Genomic DNA, 18,712 nt, shown 5'->3' with positions numbered 1-18,712 from the left:
ACTGGACATGGAAAAGACCATGTCCAGCCTAAATAAGATAAGAATCTTAGAAAATGATGAGCAAAAAAAGACAAATCCCAACTCAAATGAAGCATTTGAGTTGGGGTTTGTCGACAGTCTGAAGCTGTCCTATAGGACAGCTTTCCTTCATTTATGCTAATAGCATCTTTTCTAAATATTCGGCAATCCCATCTTCCTCATTCGTTTTTGTAATATCTTTTGCAACTTCTTTCAACGGATCAATGGCATTTCCCATTGCAACACCGTAATGTGCATATTCAATCATTTCTAGATCATTATCTTCGTCACCAAAGGCAATTACACGTTCCTGTGGAATGTTATAATATTCAGCGACTTTTTTTACACCTACAGCTTTGTTAATTCCAGCTTTTACAATTTCAATAACATGAAAAGGGGAAGCCCAACTTCTATGTTCGACAAGTTCTGCCTTCGTTTCGGCTAAATAATCGTTCACCCGTTTTAAATTGTTCTCATCGGCAGCAATAAGTAAACTTGTCGGATCATATTTTAAATATTGACGTAAATCACCTGTTGTAATCTTTGGCTGACCCATTGTAAAAATATCAATGAGTTTTTCATCGTGATAATGTAAGAAGATGTTATCCATTACTTCAGCCACTATGTTTTTAATATTATACTCGATGGAAGCATCAACAATGTCTTTTACCACCGTTAAAGGTAACGCTTCATGGTAAACGCCCCAATCTGCATCTAATGGATGATGTACAAAGGCACCGTTAAAATTGACAATCGGCGTTGTTAAATTTAATTGTTTATAATAAAGCTCGCTGGCACGATAAGGTCTGCCTGTTGAAATCATGACAATATGACCTTCTTTTTGCACTTGATCGAGCACTTTTTTCGTTCTTTCTGAAATTGTCTTATCATCTTTCAATAAAGTTCCATCTAAATCTAATGCAATTAAAAATCGTTCGCTCATCTTTGTAATCCAACCCCCTTGATTTTTAGCAATTATACCATATTCATGTTAAACTTGTATTAAAATAATGTTTATTGATAGAACTTATGGAGGAAGCAATGATTATAATCGATAAAAAAACGGTAGCCAATATTCCACTTTTAGAAGTTGTAAAACAAGAATTTATTCAGGAAAAATGCGCAACTGTATTTTTTCTCCACGGTTTCAGCAGTATAAAAGAAAACAATTTACACTATGCCTATTTATTAGCAGAGAAAAATATTCGCGTCGTTTTACCTGACGCGATGTTTCATGGTGATCGAAGTGAGTCACTTTCGATTGAAAAATTAGCGTTCCATTTTTGGAATATCATCCTTAAAAATATCGAAGAATTAGATCAATTAAAAAAGGCTTATATTGCACATGGTTGGACAGCTGAGAATAAAATTGGAGTTGTAGGTACATCGATGGGGGCTATCACAACATTAGGAGCATTAACCCAATATGACTGGATTAAATGTGCCGTTAGTTTAATGGGCAATCCTTGTTATGATCAGTTTGCCCGTTATTTAGTCGAAAAGGTAAAGGAGCAAGGGATTACATTACCTTTAACAGAATCACAATTGGAGGAAGAATATAAGAAAGTAAGTCGCTTTGATTTAAGCAAACAGCCTGAGAAATTAAAAGAAAGACCATTATTATTCTGGCACGGGAAAAAGGATCCAGTGGTTCCATATCATTATGCATACGATTTTTATCAAAATATGAAGGAATTGTATTCTGGTCATGAAGAAGACTTACAATTCATTTTGGATGAACACGGAGAGCATAAAGTTTCTCGTGAAGGAGTGCTTGCCACTGTTCGGTGGTTTGACAAATATATACATTAATTTTAAGTAACAAGATTTTATTTTTTTCGCTTGTTTGATATGATAAAGATAGTATGGAAAGGAGTTGAACGCAATGGATGAAGCGTTGAAAGAAAATTTGTTAGGTGCACTTGAACAAGTGATTGACCCTGAATTAGGTATAGATATTGTAAACTTAGGTTTAGTTTATGATGTAGATTTAAAAGATGATGGGACCGCTGTTATAACGATGACTTTGACTACGATGGGTTGCCCTTTAGGTCATATTATTTCAGATCAAGTGAAAATGGCGCTTTCAGATATTCCGGAAGTAAAGGATACGGAAGTAAACATTGTGTGGAATCCTCCATGGACAAAGGATCGGATGAGCCGTTACGCTAAAATTGCCCTAGGAATTCCAGATTAATGTTAGACCAAAGACGTCGAGTATTTTCTCGACGTCTTTTTTCGCTAAAAATTGCCTATTTCTCCATTCATGTTTCTTTCGATTTCGCAAAAGATAAAGATAGAAACATGGAAAGGAGGATTTTTATGGGTGAGATGAGACAATTCCGTCCAGGATATAAAGCACCAAATGATGGTATTTATATAGAAGTCGGAGAACAAGGTGATTCTGTTATGAATCCGAAGCAAGTAAGATTAGCAAAAGGAGATCCTTTTCCCGAAACGTCTAACCATAATCGGAAATGGGTTAAGAAAAGTGGTCAATAATTAGAATCGGTTTTAATTGGTTCATTTTTATCATGAAAAAAAAGAGCACTCCTTCTGGTATAGCACCCACTTTTAGAGGTGCCACCATGTTAGGAGGCTCTTTTTTTAGGCTTCTTGTTCTGTTTGATCTTCGGGTGTAATGGCTGCAATTAGATAAGCGAGGACAGCGATCCCTACACCTAAAATTGATGCATCAACAAAATTATATGTTGCACCGAGAATGGAACCGCCGACATAAGTGATCATATGACCAAATAAAAATAACCAAAACAGTGTTGCGATAAATCTCATGATTCCACCTTCTTTTATTCTCTTATGTAGCGTATATATAAAAATAATAACATAAATTTGATTTGAAAACGAGTATTTTTGTAATGGGTTTCAAATAAGGTTCAATGCCTTTAAATGAATTAGCAAATCATATAGAAGTTGAATACAGTATAAAAGAGTCATTAATCTATGGAACATATGCAAAAGCATATTATCATGGTAAAAATAGAGGGGTTAAGAATGAATTACCGAATCTTCACTTTAAATAATGAATTATGTATCATCCACTATCCATATAAACCAAATGGGTTTGGTGTATTAATAATTGGAGGTAAAGAGCAGTATGTCGAACAAAATAAAAGCAATTGGTTAGATAACTACAACCGACGTAATATTTTAGAGGCATTGATGGCTGAGGGATATACTGTCTTTTATAGTAACTTTGGTAAAGAACATATGGGAAATGAACGGTCAATTGAACAAGTGAAAGATCTTTATGAATATGTAAAAAGAACAGAAATTTTAAATGAGAAAATTCATATTATTGCCGAAGGAACAGGAGCTTTGATTGCGTCCAATCTCCTTGAAAATAAAGCAGGAATGATTCGGTCCATTGTTTTTATTAACCCTATATTTTCATTAAATTGGTTACTTGATTTATTGAAAAATCAACCGTTTATGTATAAAAGAGCGTTAAAAGTAATTGCAGATGCTTATTCTATACATGAAGATCAATGTGAGAAACTAATCAAAAAGAAAGATGGAAAAGTTATTTTACACAAATTACCGTATATTATTATTCATATACTTGAACATGGCATACAAGATAATGAATGGATTCAATTATATAAAAGACATTTTAAAAATGACATCGGCAATATTCAAGTGCTTTTACCTGAAAAGCGTTCACGAATACTTTACTATGCCAAACAATTATTTAAAGAAGCTGAAATCGTGTTATAACTTGTTTATTCAAAAAACATAAAAATTTGAGGTGGGGGAATGGATCATTATTATATTTTGGGAGCGGATGGATTTTTAGGTTTTGAAGTATGTCTACAGCTATTAAATGAAGGTTATAAAGTGACTCATATCCCTCTTAATGAAAGACCTTTTCCTGAAGAAAAACTACTATATATCGGCAGAAACAGTAATTTTCAAATAATTGAAGGGAAAATTGAACAATGTCTTCCGGAGTACAAACATCTCATTATCCCATTTTATGATTGGTCAACATTTTACTCAAGTGAAGAGACTTATGAGAAAAGAGTCCTTCAAATTGTTCAATCGCTTAATCCTTTTAAACAAATTACTTGTTTACTACACGAGACAATTAATTTTAAGTCAATTTTTGAAAACCTAGGCGCAAAGAACGTTGTTAAAGTGTACTATCCGTACTTATATGGGACGAATATACCGAAAGATTCCTTGTTTTATCAAGGACTAACGAAAGAAAATATCGAAAGCAATTTAAATATATTAAATGTGATTGATGCAGCAAGTGAAACAATAAAAATTTTAACAACTGCAAAAGAGGGAACGTTTGTTTTGAAAAATAAAAATAAGAAAAGATGGCAAGAATGTTTGCATTCATTTATAGATGTTAAATCACATACTGAAAGTTCTCCTAATATAGATATTGGAAAGGAGTACAATATAATAGAGATTGAAGAAAATAAAGAACATGCATCTTTTCCAAAAAGCATGAAAAAGTTCATCGAAAATGATCTTCAAAAAGCTTAGTCTCACTGTTTGGTGGGACTTTTTTTATATTTTGTCTATTTTTATCGTTTTCTATAAAAAACAATAAAAAGGATTGAATAAAGTAGAATTTTACGCTAATATTAGTACCAAGTCATAATATTTGCTAATAAAGTCAATGGTTAGAAGGTATAGATTAAATAGTTCATGATATGGAGAGTGAATGAAATGAATGCTGGAATCCTAGGAATTGGTCGTTATGTACCGGAAAATGTGGTAACCAACTTTGATTTGGAAAAACGAATGGATACATCGGACGAATGGATTCGGACTCGGACTGGAATTCAAGAAAGAAGAATTGCAAGTGACGATATTGGTACTTCAGATATGGGATATTTTGCAGCGATTAAAGCGTTGGAAGATGCTGAGATAAGTGCACAAGATATTGATTTAATCTTAGTGGCAACCGTAACACCAGATCATTCATTTCCCTCTGTTGCTTGTATGGTTCAGGACAAATTAGGTGCAAAAAACGCAGCTGCTATGGATGTAAGTGCTGCTTGTGCAGGTTTTATGTACGGTATGATTACTGCGAAGCAATTTATTGAGTCAGGCGCTTATAAACATGTGCTCGTAATTGGTACAGAAAAACTATCGAAAATTACGGACTGGAATGATCGGAGTACTGCTGTTCTTTTTGGTGATGGGGCAGGAGCAGTAGTCATGGGACCAGTTTCAGAAGGAAGAGGCATTCTATCCTTTGAATTAGGAGCTGATGGATCTGGTGGAAAACATTTATATCAAGAAGAATACATCGTCATGAACGGTCGCGAAGTATTTAAATTTGCTGTTCGTCAGATGGGTGAATCTGCCCTTAATGTTATTGAAAAAGCAGGTTTAACAAAAGAAGATGTGGATTTCTTAGTACCGCATCAAGCCAATATCAGAATTATGGAGGCTTCAAGACAAAGACTTGAATTGCCAGTAGAAAAAATGTCAAGTACGATTGCGAAATACGGAAATACATCCTCCGCATCGATTCCGATTTCATTAGTGGAAGAGATTGAAGCAGGAAAAATACAAGATGATGATATTATCGTAATGGTCGGTTTTGGTGGCGGCCTAACATGGGGTGCCATTTGTTTGAAATGGGGGAAATAAAATTCCCGGTACAGTAGATGATTATCTATGTTTGTCTTTTTATAAATGGTAATATAGAAAACGATTAATATGAATAATAAAGGAGTTGTCCATTATGGAAAAGCGCAGGGTTGTGATTACCGGTATTGGTGCGGTTTCCCCTTTAGGTAATGATGCCTATACATCATGGGAAAATGCCGTAGCAGGAAAAAATGGTATTGGTCCGTTAACACGTGTGAATGCAGATGATTTTCCGGCAAAAGTGGCAGCGGAAGTAAAAGATTTTGATCCAACAAATTTTATTGATAAAAAAGATGTACGGAAAATGGATCGTTTTACTCATTATGCTGTTGCATCGGCTTTAATGGCAGTTCAAGATTCGAATTTAACGATCGATGATAGCAATGCGGACCGAGTTGGTGTTTGGATTGGTTCTGGTATTGGTGGTATGGAAACCTTTGAGAAACAATTTGAGTCGTTCTTAAATAGAGGATATCGTCGAGTAAGTCCATTTTTCGTACCGATGATGATCCCGGATATGGCTGCTGGACAAGTTTCCATTTTCCTAGGAGCTAAAGGGTTTAATTCATGTACAGTTACAGCTTGTGCAACAGGAACGAACTCGATAGGTGATGCTTTTAAAGTCATTCAACGGGGCGATGCGGATGTGATGATTAGTGGAGGTACAGAAGCTCCGATTACGCGCATGTCCATTGCTGGTTTCTGTGCAAATACTGCCCTTTCCAAAAATCCAGACCCAGAAACAGCCAGCCGTCCATTTGATAAAGAACGGGATGGTTTTGTTATTGGTGAGGGTGCAGGTATTGTCGTTTTAGAAGAGCTAGAACACGCGTTAAAACGTGGTGCTAAAATCTATGCCGAAGTTGTAGGTTATGGTGCAACAGGTGATGCTTATCATATTACAGCTCCAGCTCCTGAAGGAGAAGGCGGTGCGCGCGCAATGAAAATGGCCATTGATGATGCAGGAATTACACCGGACAAAATAGGTTATATTAATGCCCACGGTACAAGTACGGACTATAATGATAAATTTGAAACAGCTGCAATTAAGAAAGTGTTTGGAGATCATGCTTATCAATTAGCTGTAAGTTCGACGAAGTCTATGACAGGTCATTTATTAGGGGCAGCAGGTGCTGTGGAAGCCATATTTACTGCCATGGCACTGAAGGAAGGAATTTTACCACCGACAATGAACTTAAAAAATCCAGATCCGGACTGTGACTTGGACTATGTACCAAATGAGGCAAGAAAAGTAAACATCACATATGCAATGAGCAATTCCCTTGGATTTGGTGGTCATAACGCTACATTGGTACTGAAAAAATATGAATAATAACGTATCGAATATAAGAGTCAGGTATTGATTACCTGGCTTTTTTGTATCTAAAAAATCAGTTTCGCTCGTTACTACGGATAAAAAGGGTGGAACCACGGATAAAAAGGGTGGAACCACGGATAAAAAGGGTGGACTACGGATAAAAAAGGTGGAACTACGGATAAAAAGTGTTGGACTACGGATAAAAAGTGTTGGACTACGGATAAAAAAGGTTGAACTACGGATAAAAAGTGTGGAACTACGGATAAAAAGTGTTGGACTACGGATAAAAAGAGATTCCCTAAGGATAAATCGAGTTTCACTCAGGAAAAAACAGTATTTGCCAAATGCCTTAAATTAGGTAAATAAGATGGACCATCTCAAATTTTTTAAATATAAATAAGTATATGAGATTGCTTACTTCAAGTTATAAGGGGGAATTGACTTGGGATTATTCGGACTGATTTATGGTTAGAGGAAGCACTTGAAAATCCTAGGCAGATTCTTAATGAGCTAAGTGGCTATTTTGAAGGTTTACCTGAACAACAAATTGCAACATTCCTATCTAATAAAGGCTATCATCCATTACGTACAGATCGATTGACGATTGAATTTTTAAAGAATCATCATGTATGGGATAAAACGAAGCAATTGTTGCAAAAGTATAAAAAGGAATGGTCGGGCTCTGATGTTCCAATCTTTATCTTTCCTATTCCATCATCCATGTTTCGTCAGGGGGACAAAAACGGGTATTCCTTTGAAGATAAAATGTTTTTATTTTTACCTGCCAATATATCTGATGAAGAGTTAGAAGCGTTATTCGTTCATGAATATCACCATATTTGTCGATTAAAAAAGACAGGCAAACGTGTATTAGAACATACATTGCTCGATTCAATTATCATGGAGGGATTAGCAGAACATGCCGTGCTTGACTATTGTGGTAAACAATACTTATTAAGATGGAATAGTCTATATAGTACAGAAGCATTGGAAAAAATTTGGATAATGGAATATAAGCCGAACTTAAATGTGAAATATGGTGAAAGGCTCCATGGACAGTTGTTGTATGGCCGCCCGTTTTCGCGTCCGTTATTAGGATATACGATGGGATTTTATCTTGTAGATCGGTATCGTAAAAATAATGAAAACTTTTCAATTCCAAGTTCAATCTCTGTCCCTTCAGAGCAATTTATAATTTAGTAAGCATGTTAAATTTTATCCATTTAATCTGTAGAATTCTTGTTAAACAGGAATAAATTGACACACTTCGGACAATACTGTACTCAAATAGGTTATTAAGTGAGGGGTTTGAAATGATGTATTTACATGATGTCTGGGTGAATTGGTTTGAAGGGGAAGAGAATGGTTATAGTGTTTGTCATTTCCATGAATGGAAAAAAGATGATCCGATTGAATTATTAGATCAAGTACCTGTATTAAAAGTAACAAATGAATTATATCATTATATCGAAAATGACCTCGCAGATTTACCGGAAAGTTTATTAAACGACGTCTATCAAAAAGCCTATTTACGAAAAAATCACGAACGGATTCAATTGGACTATTGTTTCATCGTAACAGATGGTCTTGGTATTTTGGCAGTTGATACGCTTGGTTACCAAATACCAATGCGGAAAAGTCGAATCATACCTCGCCAAGAACAACTTGTCTATGAAATGGTAGCTGAAGAAAAACCGATGGACTATTCCTTTACAAACAAATCGAAAAAAGAATACCATATTTTATCACCAGAACCACGGTTAATGTTAGGATTAACTCGTAAAGAACGTCATATGAAACAGTTATTATTTATGGCTCTTGATCATTTATATACATCAAAAAATACAGCACAAGTCCGGTATTGGTATACTGAATGGGCTCCTGAAAAATACTCAGATATTCGTACAAAATCCTTTGAAGAAGTATGGAATCAATTATATGAAGAAGTAAAACATGGTTGGACAGAAAAACATGAAAACTTATGTGAAGGTTTAATAAAAGGGGAGCCATTTTTTGAAAAACTTTGGGAAATGCAAAATGGATCAAAAGTAAATTAAGTTTTCAATGAGATTGGGAATGTATGAGACCATACATTCCTTGTTTTTATTGAAAGGGTTTGAAAAGATACTAAAACTAAGAAACACCCAAAAACATGATGTGTTCTTGGGCTTGTGTAATAAGACTTATCTATTTTTATAAACACTTTTCATTTCCGAATTGATAGATGACAAAAACTCATTTGCTTTTTCTTTTGGTGCTTTCGTCATTAAGCTTACAATAATAAATATTATTGTCGATAATGTGATTGCCCAAATACCGGATGCAATGCCAAAAGGTTTATTTCCTGATAATTCAATGTAAATGACTAAAAGTCCTGTTACTATGACGCTAGCATTCACTCCTGCTGCGGTTCCACGCTTCCAAAAAAATGTTCCGAATAGGGCGGGTACTGTTACAAGTAAACCAGCCGAAGATGCAACAGATAATACAGCTATTAAGTTCATTTCCATTTGTGCAAATAAATAGGCGAGTACAGCAATGACAGGAATAACAATTTTACCAACAAGTAATTGTAACTTATCATTGGAACCTTTTGAAACATTACCGAACACATCCCGAGCAAAAACCGAGGATAGTGTGAGCAATATGGAATCAATTGTTGAAATAGCTGCTGCCATAATACCAATCATTACTATTAATGCTAACACTGGTGGTACTAAATCAGATGCAAGTAGTGTTGGGGTTGCTAAGTCTGCTGTTTCTAATCCTGGAAAAGCAATGGCAGAAGAGAAACCCCAAATGACGGCAACAAGTGTATAAATAAATCCAAAAAACATAAAGCCCATAATCATTTTACGTAGGCCACCTAAAGAATTTGGCATAAACATTCTTTGGCTCACTTGTGGGTTAGAAATACTAAAGAAAAACCATGGAATCGTTAGTCCTAAAAACGTCCAGATATTAAAATAACCATTACCTGGTACAGTTAATAAATCTGGCATTTCGCTTTCCAGTGTACCAAAAAAGCCTGCAAAACCACCTAAACGGTAAATAATAATTAAAACAACAGTTGTGGCAGTAATAATCATAAATAAAGCTTGTAACGAATCAGTCCAGGCTACAGAACGAATACCTGCAACATAAGAGAATATGATTGCTAAAATTGTCGCAATTAAAACACCGGTTGTATATGTAATACCGCCATCTGTCATTCCGACTAATAAGTAGCCAATACCCGATAATTGAACAGCACTATATGGTATTAAAAATATACAGCTTGCGAATGCAATAATGACTGAAACAGATTTACTTTGATAACGATCACCGAGCATTTCATAGGGCGTAACATAGCCGTATTTTTTACCGGCAAACCAAAATCTTGGCCCAAAAAAGGCAACTAGTGATACACCCATTAAGTAAATCAATTCAAAACCTAAAGCACCTACACCGCCGGCATATGTTAAACCTGCTAATCCAACTAACATAAAGGCACTATAAGTTGTTGCGCTATAACTAAGGGCAGAAACAAAACCCCCTAATTTTCGATCGCCAAGGAAATAACTTTCCATTGTGGTTTGTTTGCCACTTCGAGATAAAAATGCCACGACTATTGCAATAATGATATAAATTGCAATTCCTAACCAAACCATCTGCATACTCATTTTTATTTACCCCAATCTTTCGTAAAATAATAGTTCGAGACAATCACAACAATCGTCATAAGAATCCAAAACAAGAAGCTACCATTCCAAGTTGCTAAATTGGTTAGTAGTGTAAATGGAACAAAAAATGATAGTAAAATGACAAATAAAATAATGAGTGCCCATTTTAATTCAAAATTCACCTTGACAACCTCCTTATGTTACATAATGAACTTAACAAGCCTTCATGAATAAGTAAGATTTTACATATGACAAGACAGATGCAAATACATAATAACAAAACTTGTCGATTTTGGCTATAAATATTTATTGAGTGAACGGAGATAAAAAGTTTCATTACATAATCTTTGAAAAAATGGTGAATCCTATGCACGGAGGTGTCATCATTGGAGGAAAATAAAAAAATGAGTAGACAGTTAAATAAAGACTTTAGTGATAAGCAGGCTATAAAAAATCAACTCTCCCATCAGTTTGACCATGAATTTGCCAACGAACCATTATCAACTGAGGAACGATTAAACAATAAAAAAACGAAAAAGCGACAATGATCGCATTGTTTTTTGACCAGTAAAGATCAAAAACGCATGGATATGACATCCATGCGTTTCAATGTTTTATAGATTAGTGTCTGCCTAATCCCATTGCTTTTTCCATCTTCTTGATTGTTTGACTTGCTACTTCATTTGCTTTTTCAGCACCTCGATCTAATATCGCATCTAATTCTGGTGAGTCCATAAGTTCATCGTAACGATCTTGAATTGGTTTTAATTCATTGATGACAATTTCAGCTAAATCTCCTTTAAAGGCACCATAACCTTTTCCTTCATATTCTTTTTCAATGGTCTCTACAGACTTTCCGCTGAAAATGGAGTAGATCGATAATAAGTTCGAGATACCAGGTTTATTTTCTTTATCGTATTTGACAACCCCTTCTGAATCTGTAACAGCACTTTTAATTTTCTTTTCGATTTGTTTCGGTTCATCAAGTAATGAGATGAATGCTTTTTTATTGGCATCAGATTTACTCATTTTTTTCGTAGGATCTTGTAAAGACATGATCCGCGCCCCAACTTTAGGGAGTTGAATATCAGGAATGGTAAAGATGTTTGCATATTTTTTGTTAAATCGTTCTGCTAAATCACGGGTTAACTCCAGATGTTGTTTTTGATCTTCTCCTACGGGAACAAGATCCGCATTATATAATAATATATCTCCAGCCATTAATGGTGGATAGGTTAGAAGTCCAGCAGAGACCGCTTCTTTTCCAGCTGACTTGTCTTTAAATTGGGTCATTCTTTCTAATTCCCCGATATAACTTATACATTGTAATATCCATCCAGCTTGGGCATGGGCTGGCACTTCTGATTGGATAAATAAGGTAGCTTTATTTGGATCGATGCCCACTGCTAAATAAAGTGCAGCTAGACTACGAATGTTTTGTTTAAGCTCCTTTGGATCCTGTGGAACGGTAATCGCATGTTGGTCAACGATACAAAAATAACAGTTATAGTCATGTTGTAATTCGACAAATTGTTTTAAAGCTCCGATATAGTTTCCGATAGTCAACGTTCCACTCGGTTGTACTCCTGAGAAGATTGTTTTCATTTTTTATTCCTCCTACTTTATTCTTTCAAAATATAAAAAACCATTCATCCTCTCATAGGGACGAATGGTTAAAAATCCGCGGTACCACCCTAGTTACCGAAAAACGGTCACTTTCATCCTTGTAACGTAAGGAAAACGCAAAGGCCTACTGAGACATTAAATGTCGGTTCGGTTTTGACTCGAAAGCCCATTCCATTCATATTACAGTTTGTTTCCACCAACCACAAACTCTCTAGATTGTAATAATGAATGTACTTTTCTTTCTCATCGCTTTTACGCATATTTTTATTTCAATATAATAAAAGCTTTATAAAGTCAATCCATTAACTTTATCGTTATTATAATCAATGAAAAAAGAAAAATCAACACTGGTAGATTGGTGATTATCGTTTATTTATATTCTAAATGATAATGGCACTTACTTAGAAATAGAGAAGGACATTATTTTTCAAAAATTCATAAATTAATCTCCGATAAATTCATACTCGATTAACACAGAAGGTAAGCGTTTTAATTGAGAAATTATTTTTTAAAAAAATAAAAAAATAATTTTAAAATATATACCAAAAGCGTAGAAAATGCTGTATAATAATTACTAAGACAAATTTCTAATTTATATTAATTTTAATTTAGGAATCCGAAGTAGCAATTTACTTACTTTTACATATTCCTTAAAGGAGTGGATGGTAATGGTCACACTATACACAGCACCTAGTTGTACTTCCTGTCGAAAAGCAAGAGCATGGTTAGAAAAAAATAATATCCCTTTTAAAGAACGAAATATTTTTTCAGAACCTTTAACCATTAAGGAAATCAAAGAAATCTTTCGTATGACTGAAGATGGTACGGACGAAATTATCTCAACCCGGTCAAAAACATTTCAAAACCTCAAAGTGAATTTGGAATCGCTCCCACTACAAGAACTATATCAATTGATACGAGAAAACCCTGGCCTTCTAAGAAGACCTATTATCATCGATGAAAAAAGATTACAAGTTGGCTATAATGAAGATGAAATTAGACGTTTTTTACCAAGAAAAGTACGCACATATCAATTAAAAGAAGCACAAAAGTTAGTCAATTAGTAAGGAAATGCTCGCTACATATAATCCTAGACAATAATGTAAAATCACGATATAATATGCTTTAACTTACCTTCATGCTATCAAAAGGCGTGAAGGTTTTTATCACTCAATGGGATCAGTGAAATCCTATTGACAAGAATTGAACTGCCTTTATAGGTCTTTTACTTAATTTTCAAAGTTTCGGGCTATTTCATTTTCGTTATTTCATATACTGTCATAAAATATAAATATAATCATACAATATGTTTTAATATTTATTTTCAATTGTTGCACAGACGTTGTAACTGTGGAAATTAAAGGGAATTTTCCCTTCAAATAAATGGTTAGAAGGGAGCGTAATCATATGGAGATCGAACGGATAAATGAAAATACAGTAAAGTTTTTTATATCGTACGTTGATGTCGAAGAACGAGGGTTTGATCGGGAAGAGATTTGGTATAATCGTGAAAAAAGTGAACAACTGTTTTGGGAAATGATGGATGAAGTTCATGATGATGAAGATTTTCCTTTCGATGGACCATTATGGATCCAAGTGCAAGCTTTAGAAAAAGGTTTGGAAGTTGTCGTAACGAAGGCCCAAATAACAAAAGACGGAGCACGGTTTGATTTTCCACTTAATGATGAAAAATATAATAATTACAGCTTAAATGAACAGGTGGAAGATTTGCTTCACCATCACTTTTCCTATGACGATCACGACCTCGATCATAATATAGATGAAGAAACATCCATTTCATTTGTCACCTATTTTACTGATTTTGAGGATTTAATTTCGTTATCAACACGCCCTTGGCCAGAAAAATTGCAAACGAAATTGTATTCCTATGAAGGAAAGTATTTCTTATATTTAAATTTCCCATTTGATGCTTTTACGGAAGAAGAGATTGACGATCTTTTAAGTGTTGTGCTTGAATATGGTACAGAGTCGCAACGTACTATCCACTTCTTACAAGAATACGGAAAAGAAGTAATTGCAGAAGATGTATTCACTACAGTAAACAAATATTTTAAGTAAAATTACTTTATTGATCCGTTTTCTCTTGTAAACGACCGATTTCCTTTTCGAAATCGGTTTTTTATGTGCTTGAAAATGGATTTTTTGCAGTTTGACAGAAATTCCCCTTTGTTCCATAATCTTTTTAACAAAATGAGGGGGGATTTTATGTTTATCGCTAAGTTAAAATCTGGAAAAATTATTTCAATTTTACATTCTTCTGAAGAAGTGATCGATGAATTAAAAAAGAAAGGCCCGTTTTATTGCCCGTCTTGTAAACAAGAACTGATACTAAAAAGGGGAAAATTGAAAATGGCCCATTTTGCCCATAAAACGACTTGTATAATTAAACCGGAGGGAGAGACAGAAAGTCATTTGTTAGGTAAGAAAAAATTATTTCATTGGTTGCAAAGGCAAGGATTTCATCCTCGGTTAGAAGCATATATATCTGAGTTTAAGCAAAGACCAGATCTTTTGTTCAAATGGAAAGAAAGACAAGCTGTTATTGAATTTCAATGTTCAGTTATTCCAAGTGAAGAAATTTTAAAAAGAACTTCTACCTATCTTAAACATCATTTTTATCCAATTTGGATTATTCATGATTCACTTTTGCGTAAATCTTCATTTACGATACATCTTAATCATTTTATCTCCCAACTTATATTTCATAAGAAAAATAAAGCTGCAATTATTTCCTTTCACCCACAGAACGAAGAATTTATCGTTTATCAATCGATAATTCCATTTTCGACCAATCGAGCATTAACCATTGCAAATAAATATTCCTTTAATGAAACATTCGATACTATTTTTGAGATCAAACCGAGGCGTGTGAACTTTTTGCCGTATTGGATAACGGTCTCGGAGAGCTGGCTAATACAGCGATCCATATTACCTGGAGCCCGAAAAAATCGTTTTTTGCAATTTTTATATCAACGAAATCTTCACCCAATAAATCTTCCGTGGGAAATAGGAATCCCGCTACCTCAAATGCATCTTGTTGAAACCCCTCCTTTTGAATGGCAATTTTATATTTGGTACTTTTTTCTATATACGAAAAACATTGGAACGGTAATCCAAAAAGACGAATTATCGCGATGTATGTTTCATAAATTAAATCAGTACGTTCGTTTCCGACCTTATCCTTTCATAACGGCAAGAGAAAAGTTTCAGCCGTTCGAAAACTATGTTTCCTTTTTAACAACTTTAGGGTTTTTCAAGGTTATGGGGGATAAACTAATAGTGAAACAAAAGCCAAAATTGTTATCAAATGGGAATATCGATCGTAAGAGAAGAAAGCAAGCTTATTATTTTAAAAATAAAGAAAGAATCTTACGGTTTTTTTATTTGACGGATTGATGTTCAAAGGTTAATTTAAGAATTAACCATATATTTCCTTATTTAGTTGAATTCACCATATATTACGAGTGAACCTAATAAGGAAAAATAAGAGTAGTGGAGGGATAATAATGGCAGAAGAAAAAAAGGTAAAAAAGTTACCGGCAAGAAATGAAATCCCAGTGGAATTTACATGGGATTTAGAGAAAATTTTTGCAACGGATGATGATTGGAAACAAGAGTTTGAAGATATTCAAGCATTACTTCCGAAAGCGGATCGTTTCCAAGGAAGATTAGGAGAAAGTGCAGATACATTATATGAAGCGTTGAAGTTTCAAGATGAAGTGATGCTCCGTCTTGGTAAACTTTATACATATGCCCATATGCGCTATGACCAAGACACAACCAATTCTTTTTACCAAGGATTGAATGACAAAGCAAGAAATTTGTATACACAAGCAGCAAGCGCCTTTAGTTATGTTGTTCCAGAGTTACTGTCTATCGATGAAGATAAAATAAAATCATTTATCGAACAAAAGGAAGAATTGAAGCTATATGAATTTGCTCTTGAACAAATCAATATTCAACGGCCACATGTTTTATCAAAAGAAATTGAGGCCATTTTAGCACAAGCATCCGAAGTGACAAGTGCGGCTAGTAATACGTTTGGTATGTTAAATAATGCGGATTTAGAGTTTCCAACTATAAAAGATGAAAATGGGGAAGAAGTGCAAGTTACCCATGGACGCTATATTAATTTTTTAGAAAGCTCGGATCGACGCGTGCGAAAAGATGCCTTCAAAGCGGTATATGATACGTACGGTCAATTCCGAAACACCTTTGCAAGTACGTTAAGTGCCCAAGTTAAAAAGGATAATTTTTATGCGAAAGTTCGCAATTACAAATCTGCACGGGAAGCAGCATTATCTACCAATCATATTCCGGAATCGGTTTACGATAATTTAGTGGAAACCGTTAATAAAAACTTACCTTTATTACACCGATACGTATCGTTACGTAAAAAAGTTCTTGGTCTTGATGAACTCCATATGTATGATTTATATACCCCGCTTGTAAAGGATGTAAAAATGGAAGTGACTTATGAGCAAGCGAAAGATCTTGCTATTAAAGGACTTGCGCCAATGGGTGACGAATATATCTCCATATTGAAGGAAGGATTGGAAAACCGTTGGGTGGATGTTCATGAAAATAAAGGGAAACGTAGTGGTGCTTATTCTTCTGGCGCATACGGTACAAACCCATATATTTTAATGAACTGGCAAGACAATGTAAATAACTTATTTACGTTAGTCCATGAATTTGGTCATTCTATCCACAGCTACTATACTCGGAAACATCAACCATATCCTTATGGAGATTACTCCATTTTTGTGGCGGAAGTGGCATCCACATGTAATGAAAACTTGTTAAGTGAATATTTATTAAATACATTGGACGATGATAAACAACGTTTATATATTTTAAATAATTATTTGGAAACATTCCGTGGTACGGTATTCCGTCAGACAATGTTTGCTGAATTTGAACATGAGATCCATGTTCGTGCTCAAAATGGGGAAGCATTGACAGCAGATTTATTAACAGAAATTTATTATGACTTAAATAAAAAATATTTCGGAAACGATATCATTGTGGATGAAGAAATTGGTTTAGAGTGGGCTCGGATTCCGCATTTCTATTACAATTACTATGTTTACCAATATGCAACAGGATTAAGTGCATCCACAGCGCTAAGTAAACAAATTTTAGAAGAGGGCAAACCGGCCGTTGACCGCTATATTGATGGCTTCTTGAAAGCAGGAAGTTCTGATTACCCAATTGAAGTATTGAAAAAGGCTGGTGTCGATATGACAACTTCAGAACCAATTGAAAATGCTTGTAAAGTGTTTGAAGAAAAATTAACGGAAATGGAAAATTTACTTGCCAAAATTCAATAATAACTAAAAAAGGGGCAGCGATGTGCTGTCCCTTTCATATAAATGTAGACTAAAATTTAGTGCTCTTTTTAAATATGTTTAAGAGCTTTTCACGATAATTTAAATATATTAAAAGTAACATAATGGAGATAAATAAGAGTAGAGCGGTAAACCAGAAGGAATAAATTTTTAGTATTCCAAATAAAAAAAAGAAAAACGACAAAATTATAAAAACAAGCAATGTTAAGATGACAATGAGATCCATACAATCACCGCTTCTCACTCAAGATTGTCTTTTAAATATTCCTATGTTCAAGTAAATGAAAATATGATTGGAACAAAAGTGTTACGAATTTGTGAACTGTTTAATTTGTAACTTGCATTCATCATATGATTTTGTTAATATAATGGTGTGAAGTTATTCACAAGCAAACATATACCCCTTTGTTTGACCGTGAAAATTTCTCCCATCCCCTTTGTTCGTAACAAGAAAATGAGGTTTCAGTAGACCACCCATCTACTGGAACCTCTTTTCTTTTCGCGATCAATTACTCTGTACAATCCGACTACTCTTTATTACAAAAAAAGAATAGGGACCCTCACATATTGATCATAGCTCGGATATTACAGCTTCGAGATGATTGGAAATTTAAGTGTGTAAGAGTATAAATACATTTTATGTATAATTAGCGATGGAAAGAGTGGAGCGCGCTGTGATTCATTTTTCTGACGCTCATGGTTTTTTAGAAAAAATAAATGATATACTTAAATGTTGGAATAACTTAAATAATTGTAAAAATTATAAAATCGTAACGAAGAAAAAATAAAATCTAGGTAAATTTTTTGAGGATTAAAAAAATCAAAAAGTAGAGATTCGGTATTTTACTACTTATTGAAACCGATATGACTTTTGAAACTTTGAAAATATTTTTATTTGTAATGATAATTGGTTTTATGGGTGCACTTGTAAATAGATTGAGTAAAGAAAGTAATATAAAAGTAGAGTGTTAGATTATAAAGTAAGCCCCCTCTAGCCAGCCTTTTGTTGAGTAAGTTAGAACAATTTACATTTTCCCCAGATGATGAGCCATTTATGTAGGATATGAACTCTTAACATTAAT

General features: G+C 34.3%; 19 protein-coding genes and 1 other annotated feature. Of the genes, 14 read left to right on the top strand and 5 right to left on the bottom strand.

What is annotated here, in order from left to right; all coding sequences use genetic code 11:
* Positions 1 to 151: 151 nt before the first annotated feature.
* Positions 152 to 961: a Cof-type HAD-IIB family hydrolase gene (locus OEV82_RS10535; RefSeq protein ID WP_263061847.1), complete on the bottom strand. Its 810-nt coding sequence runs from the start codon at positions 959 to 961 to the stop codon at positions 152 to 154.
* 98 nt (positions 962 to 1,059) lie between these two features.
* Between OEV82_RS10535 and OEV82_RS10530 the strand changes: the two genes are divergently transcribed.
* The 3 genes from OEV82_RS10530 (at position 1,060) to OEV82_RS10520 (ending at position 2,520) form a co-directional block, all read left to right on the top strand.
* Positions 1,060 to 1,830 carry a prolyl oligopeptidase family serine peptidase gene (locus OEV82_RS10530; protein ID WP_263061846.1) on the top strand — a complete coding sequence of 257 codons (771 nt, stop codon included), beginning with the start codon at positions 1,060 to 1,062 and terminating at the stop codon, positions 1,828 to 1,830.
* Positions 1,831 to 1,903: 73 nt separating this feature from the next.
* Positions 1,904 to 2,215, top strand: a complete 312-nt coding sequence (locus OEV82_RS10525) for a metal-sulfur cluster assembly factor (protein ID WP_173661713.1) — start codon at positions 1,904 to 1,906, stop codon at positions 2,213 to 2,215.
* 125 nt (positions 2,216 to 2,340) lie between these two features.
* Positions 2,341 to 2,520 carry a YjzC family protein gene (locus OEV82_RS10520; protein ID WP_173661715.1) on the top strand — a complete coding sequence of 60 codons (180 nt, stop codon included), beginning with the start codon at positions 2,341 to 2,343 and terminating at the stop codon, positions 2,518 to 2,520.
* Between the two features lie 105 nt (positions 2,521 to 2,625).
* On the opposite strand, the gene OEV82_RS10515 is transcribed toward OEV82_RS10520, so the two are convergent.
* The gene (locus OEV82_RS10515; RefSeq protein WP_173661717.1) at positions 2,626 to 2,811 is read right to left on the bottom strand and encodes a YjzD family protein; all 186 of its coding nucleotides are present in this window, start codon (positions 2,809 to 2,811) and stop codon (positions 2,626 to 2,628) included.
* A gap of 219 nt (positions 2,812 to 3,030) precedes the next feature.
* Between OEV82_RS10515 and OEV82_RS10510 the strand changes: the two genes are divergently transcribed.
* The 6 genes from OEV82_RS10510 (at position 3,031) to OEV82_RS10485 (ending at position 9,027) form a co-directional block, all read left to right on the top strand.
* Complete coding sequence (locus tag OEV82_RS10510) at positions 3,031 to 3,753, top strand: hydrolase (protein WP_173661719.1); 723 nt, start codon at positions 3,031 to 3,033, stop codon at positions 3,751 to 3,753.
* A 39-nt stretch (positions 3,754 to 3,792) separates the two neighbouring features.
* Positions 3,793 to 4,533 carry a hypothetical protein gene (locus OEV82_RS10505; RefSeq protein ID WP_263061845.1) on the top strand — a complete coding sequence of 247 codons (741 nt, stop codon included), beginning with the start codon at positions 3,793 to 3,795 and terminating at the stop codon, positions 4,531 to 4,533.
* Positions 4,534 to 4,719: 186 nt separating this feature from the next.
* Positions 4,720 to 5,652: a beta-ketoacyl-ACP synthase III gene (locus OEV82_RS10500; protein ID WP_263061844.1), complete on the top strand. Its 933-nt coding sequence runs from the start codon at positions 4,720 to 4,722 to the stop codon at positions 5,650 to 5,652.
* 94 nt (positions 5,653 to 5,746) lie between these two features.
* Positions 5,747 to 6,985 carry a beta-ketoacyl-ACP synthase II gene (fabF, locus tag OEV82_RS10495; protein WP_263061843.1) on the top strand — a complete coding sequence of 413 codons (1,239 nt, stop codon included), beginning with the start codon at positions 5,747 to 5,749 and terminating at the stop codon, positions 6,983 to 6,985.
* Between the two features lie 582 nt (positions 6,986 to 7,567).
* Positions 7,568 to 8,170, top strand: a complete 603-nt coding sequence (locus OEV82_RS10490) for a DUF2268 domain-containing protein (RefSeq protein WP_263061842.1) — start codon at positions 7,568 to 7,570, stop codon at positions 8,168 to 8,170.
* 113 nt (positions 8,171 to 8,283) lie between these two features.
* Entirely contained in the window at positions 8,284 to 9,027 is a 744-nt protein-coding gene (locus OEV82_RS10485) for a YjbA family protein (RefSeq protein ID WP_173659577.1), read from the top strand.
* 126 nt (positions 9,028 to 9,153) lie between these two features.
* Here OEV82_RS10485 and OEV82_RS10480 read toward each other — a convergent pair whose 3' ends face one another.
* Both OEV82_RS10480 and OEV82_RS10475 read right to left on the bottom strand, forming a co-directional pair.
* A complete protein-coding gene (locus OEV82_RS10480; RefSeq protein WP_263061841.1) occupies positions 9,154 to 10,632 on the bottom strand; it encodes a sodium:solute symporter family protein in 1,479 nt (492 codons plus the stop codon).
* Between the two features lie 2 nt (positions 10,633 to 10,634).
* Positions 10,635 to 10,814, bottom strand: coding sequence for a hypothetical protein (locus OEV82_RS10475; protein WP_173659573.1), 180 nt, complete (start codon positions 10,812 to 10,814; stop codon positions 10,635 to 10,637).
* A gap of 204 nt (positions 10,815 to 11,018) precedes the next feature.
* Between OEV82_RS10475 and sspO the strand changes: the two genes are divergently transcribed.
* Positions 11,019 to 11,180, top strand: a complete 162-nt coding sequence (sspO, locus tag OEV82_RS10470) for a small acid-soluble spore protein O (protein WP_407672763.1) — start codon at positions 11,019 to 11,021, stop codon at positions 11,178 to 11,180.
* Between the two features lie 73 nt (positions 11,181 to 11,253).
* Here sspO and trpS read toward each other — a convergent pair whose 3' ends face one another.
* Complete coding sequence (gene trpS / locus OEV82_RS10465) at positions 11,254 to 12,237, bottom strand: tryptophan--tRNA ligase (protein WP_173660615.1); 984 nt, start codon at positions 12,235 to 12,237, stop codon at positions 11,254 to 11,256.
* 53 nt (positions 12,238 to 12,290) lie between these two features.
* Positions 12,291 to 12,514: a binding site (T-box leader), on the bottom strand.
* A 412-nt stretch (positions 12,515 to 12,926) separates the two neighbouring features.
* Between trpS and spxA the strand changes: the two genes are divergently transcribed.
* The 4 genes from spxA to pepF all read left to right on the top strand — a co-directional run bounded on the left by spxA (position 12,927) and on the right by pepF (position 17,612).
* Positions 12,927 to 13,322 (top strand): transcriptional regulator SpxA, encoded by a 396-nt coding sequence (gene spxA / locus OEV82_RS10460; protein ID WP_173660617.1) that lies wholly within the window; start codon positions 12,927 to 12,929, stop codon positions 13,320 to 13,322.
* A gap of 343 nt (positions 13,323 to 13,665) precedes the next feature.
* Positions 13,666 to 14,337, top strand: a complete 672-nt coding sequence (mecA, locus tag OEV82_RS10455; RefSeq protein WP_263061840.1) for an adaptor protein MecA — start codon at positions 13,666 to 13,668, stop codon at positions 14,335 to 14,337.
* A gap of 147 nt (positions 14,338 to 14,484) precedes the next feature.
* Positions 14,485 to 15,675: a competence protein CoiA gene (locus tag OEV82_RS10450; protein ID WP_173660621.1), complete on the top strand. Its 1,191-nt coding sequence runs from the start codon at positions 14,485 to 14,487 to the stop codon at positions 15,673 to 15,675.
* A gap of 110 nt (positions 15,676 to 15,785) precedes the next feature.
* Positions 15,786 to 17,612: an oligoendopeptidase F gene (pepF, locus tag OEV82_RS10445; RefSeq protein WP_173660623.1), complete on the top strand. Its 1,827-nt coding sequence runs from the start codon at positions 15,786 to 15,788 to the stop codon at positions 17,610 to 17,612.
* The last annotated feature ends 1,100 nt before the right edge of the window (positions 17,613 to 18,712 follow it).

This window comes from Pallidibacillus thermolactis (genome assembly GCF_025660415.1).
Taxonomy (GTDB): Bacteria; Bacillota; Bacilli; order Bacillales; family Caldibacillaceae; genus Pallidibacillus; species Pallidibacillus thermolactis.
The sequence above is the reverse complement of the archived record's forward strand: the minus strand, read 5'-3'. Positions and strand labels throughout refer to the sequence as shown.

Bases quoted from the DNA above. Each gene is read 5' to 3' on its own strand.
- OEV82_RS10520 (WP_173661715.1), top strand. From the start codon at position 2,341: ATGGGTGAGATGAGACAATTCCGTCCAGGATATAAAGCACCAAATGAT.
- mecA (WP_263061840.1), top strand. From the start codon at position 13,666: ATGGAGATCGAACGGATAAATGAAAATACAGTAAAGTTTTTTATATCG.
- OEV82_RS10525 (WP_173661713.1), top strand. From the start codon at position 1,904: ATGGATGAAGCGTTGAAAGAAAATTTGTTAGGTGCACTTGAACAAGTG.
- fabF (WP_263061843.1), top strand. From the start codon at position 5,747: ATGGAAAAGCGCAGGGTTGTGATTACCGGTATTGGTGCGGTTTCCCCT.
- OEV82_RS10515 (WP_173661717.1), bottom strand. From the start codon at position 2,811: ATGAGATTTATCGCAACACTGTTTTGGTTATTTTTATTTGGTCATATG.
- spxA (WP_173660617.1), top strand. From the start codon at position 12,927: ATGGTCACACTATACACAGCACCTAGTTGTACTTCCTGTCGAAAAGCA.
- pepF (WP_173660623.1), top strand. From the start codon at position 15,786: ATGGCAGAAGAAAAAAAGGTAAAAAAGTTACCGGCAAGAAATGAAATC.
- OEV82_RS10530 (WP_263061846.1), top strand. From the start codon at position 1,060: ATGATTATAATCGATAAAAAAACGGTAGCCAATATTCCACTTTTAGAA.
- OEV82_RS10480 (WP_263061841.1), bottom strand. From the start codon at position 10,632: ATGAGTATGCAGATGGTTTGGTTAGGAATTGCAATTTATATCATTATT.
- OEV82_RS10505 (WP_263061845.1), top strand. From the start codon at position 3,793: ATGGATCATTATTATATTTTGGGAGCGGATGGATTTTTAGGTTTTGAA.
- trpS (WP_173660615.1), bottom strand. From the start codon at position 12,237: ATGAAAACAATCTTCTCAGGAGTACAACCGAGTGGAACGTTGACTATC.
- OEV82_RS10450 (WP_173660621.1), top strand. From the start codon at position 14,485: ATGTTTATCGCTAAGTTAAAATCTGGAAAAATTATTTCAATTTTACAT.
- OEV82_RS10485 (WP_173659577.1), top strand. From the start codon at position 8,284: ATGATGTATTTACATGATGTCTGGGTGAATTGGTTTGAAGGGGAAGAG.
- OEV82_RS10535 (WP_263061847.1), bottom strand. From the start codon at position 961: ATGAGCGAACGATTTTTAATTGCATTAGATTTAGATGGAACTTTATTG.
- OEV82_RS10500 (WP_263061844.1), top strand. From the start codon at position 4,720: ATGAATGCTGGAATCCTAGGAATTGGTCGTTATGTACCGGAAAATGTG.
- OEV82_RS10510 (WP_173661719.1), top strand. From the start codon at position 3,031: ATGAATTACCGAATCTTCACTTTAAATAATGAATTATGTATCATCCAC.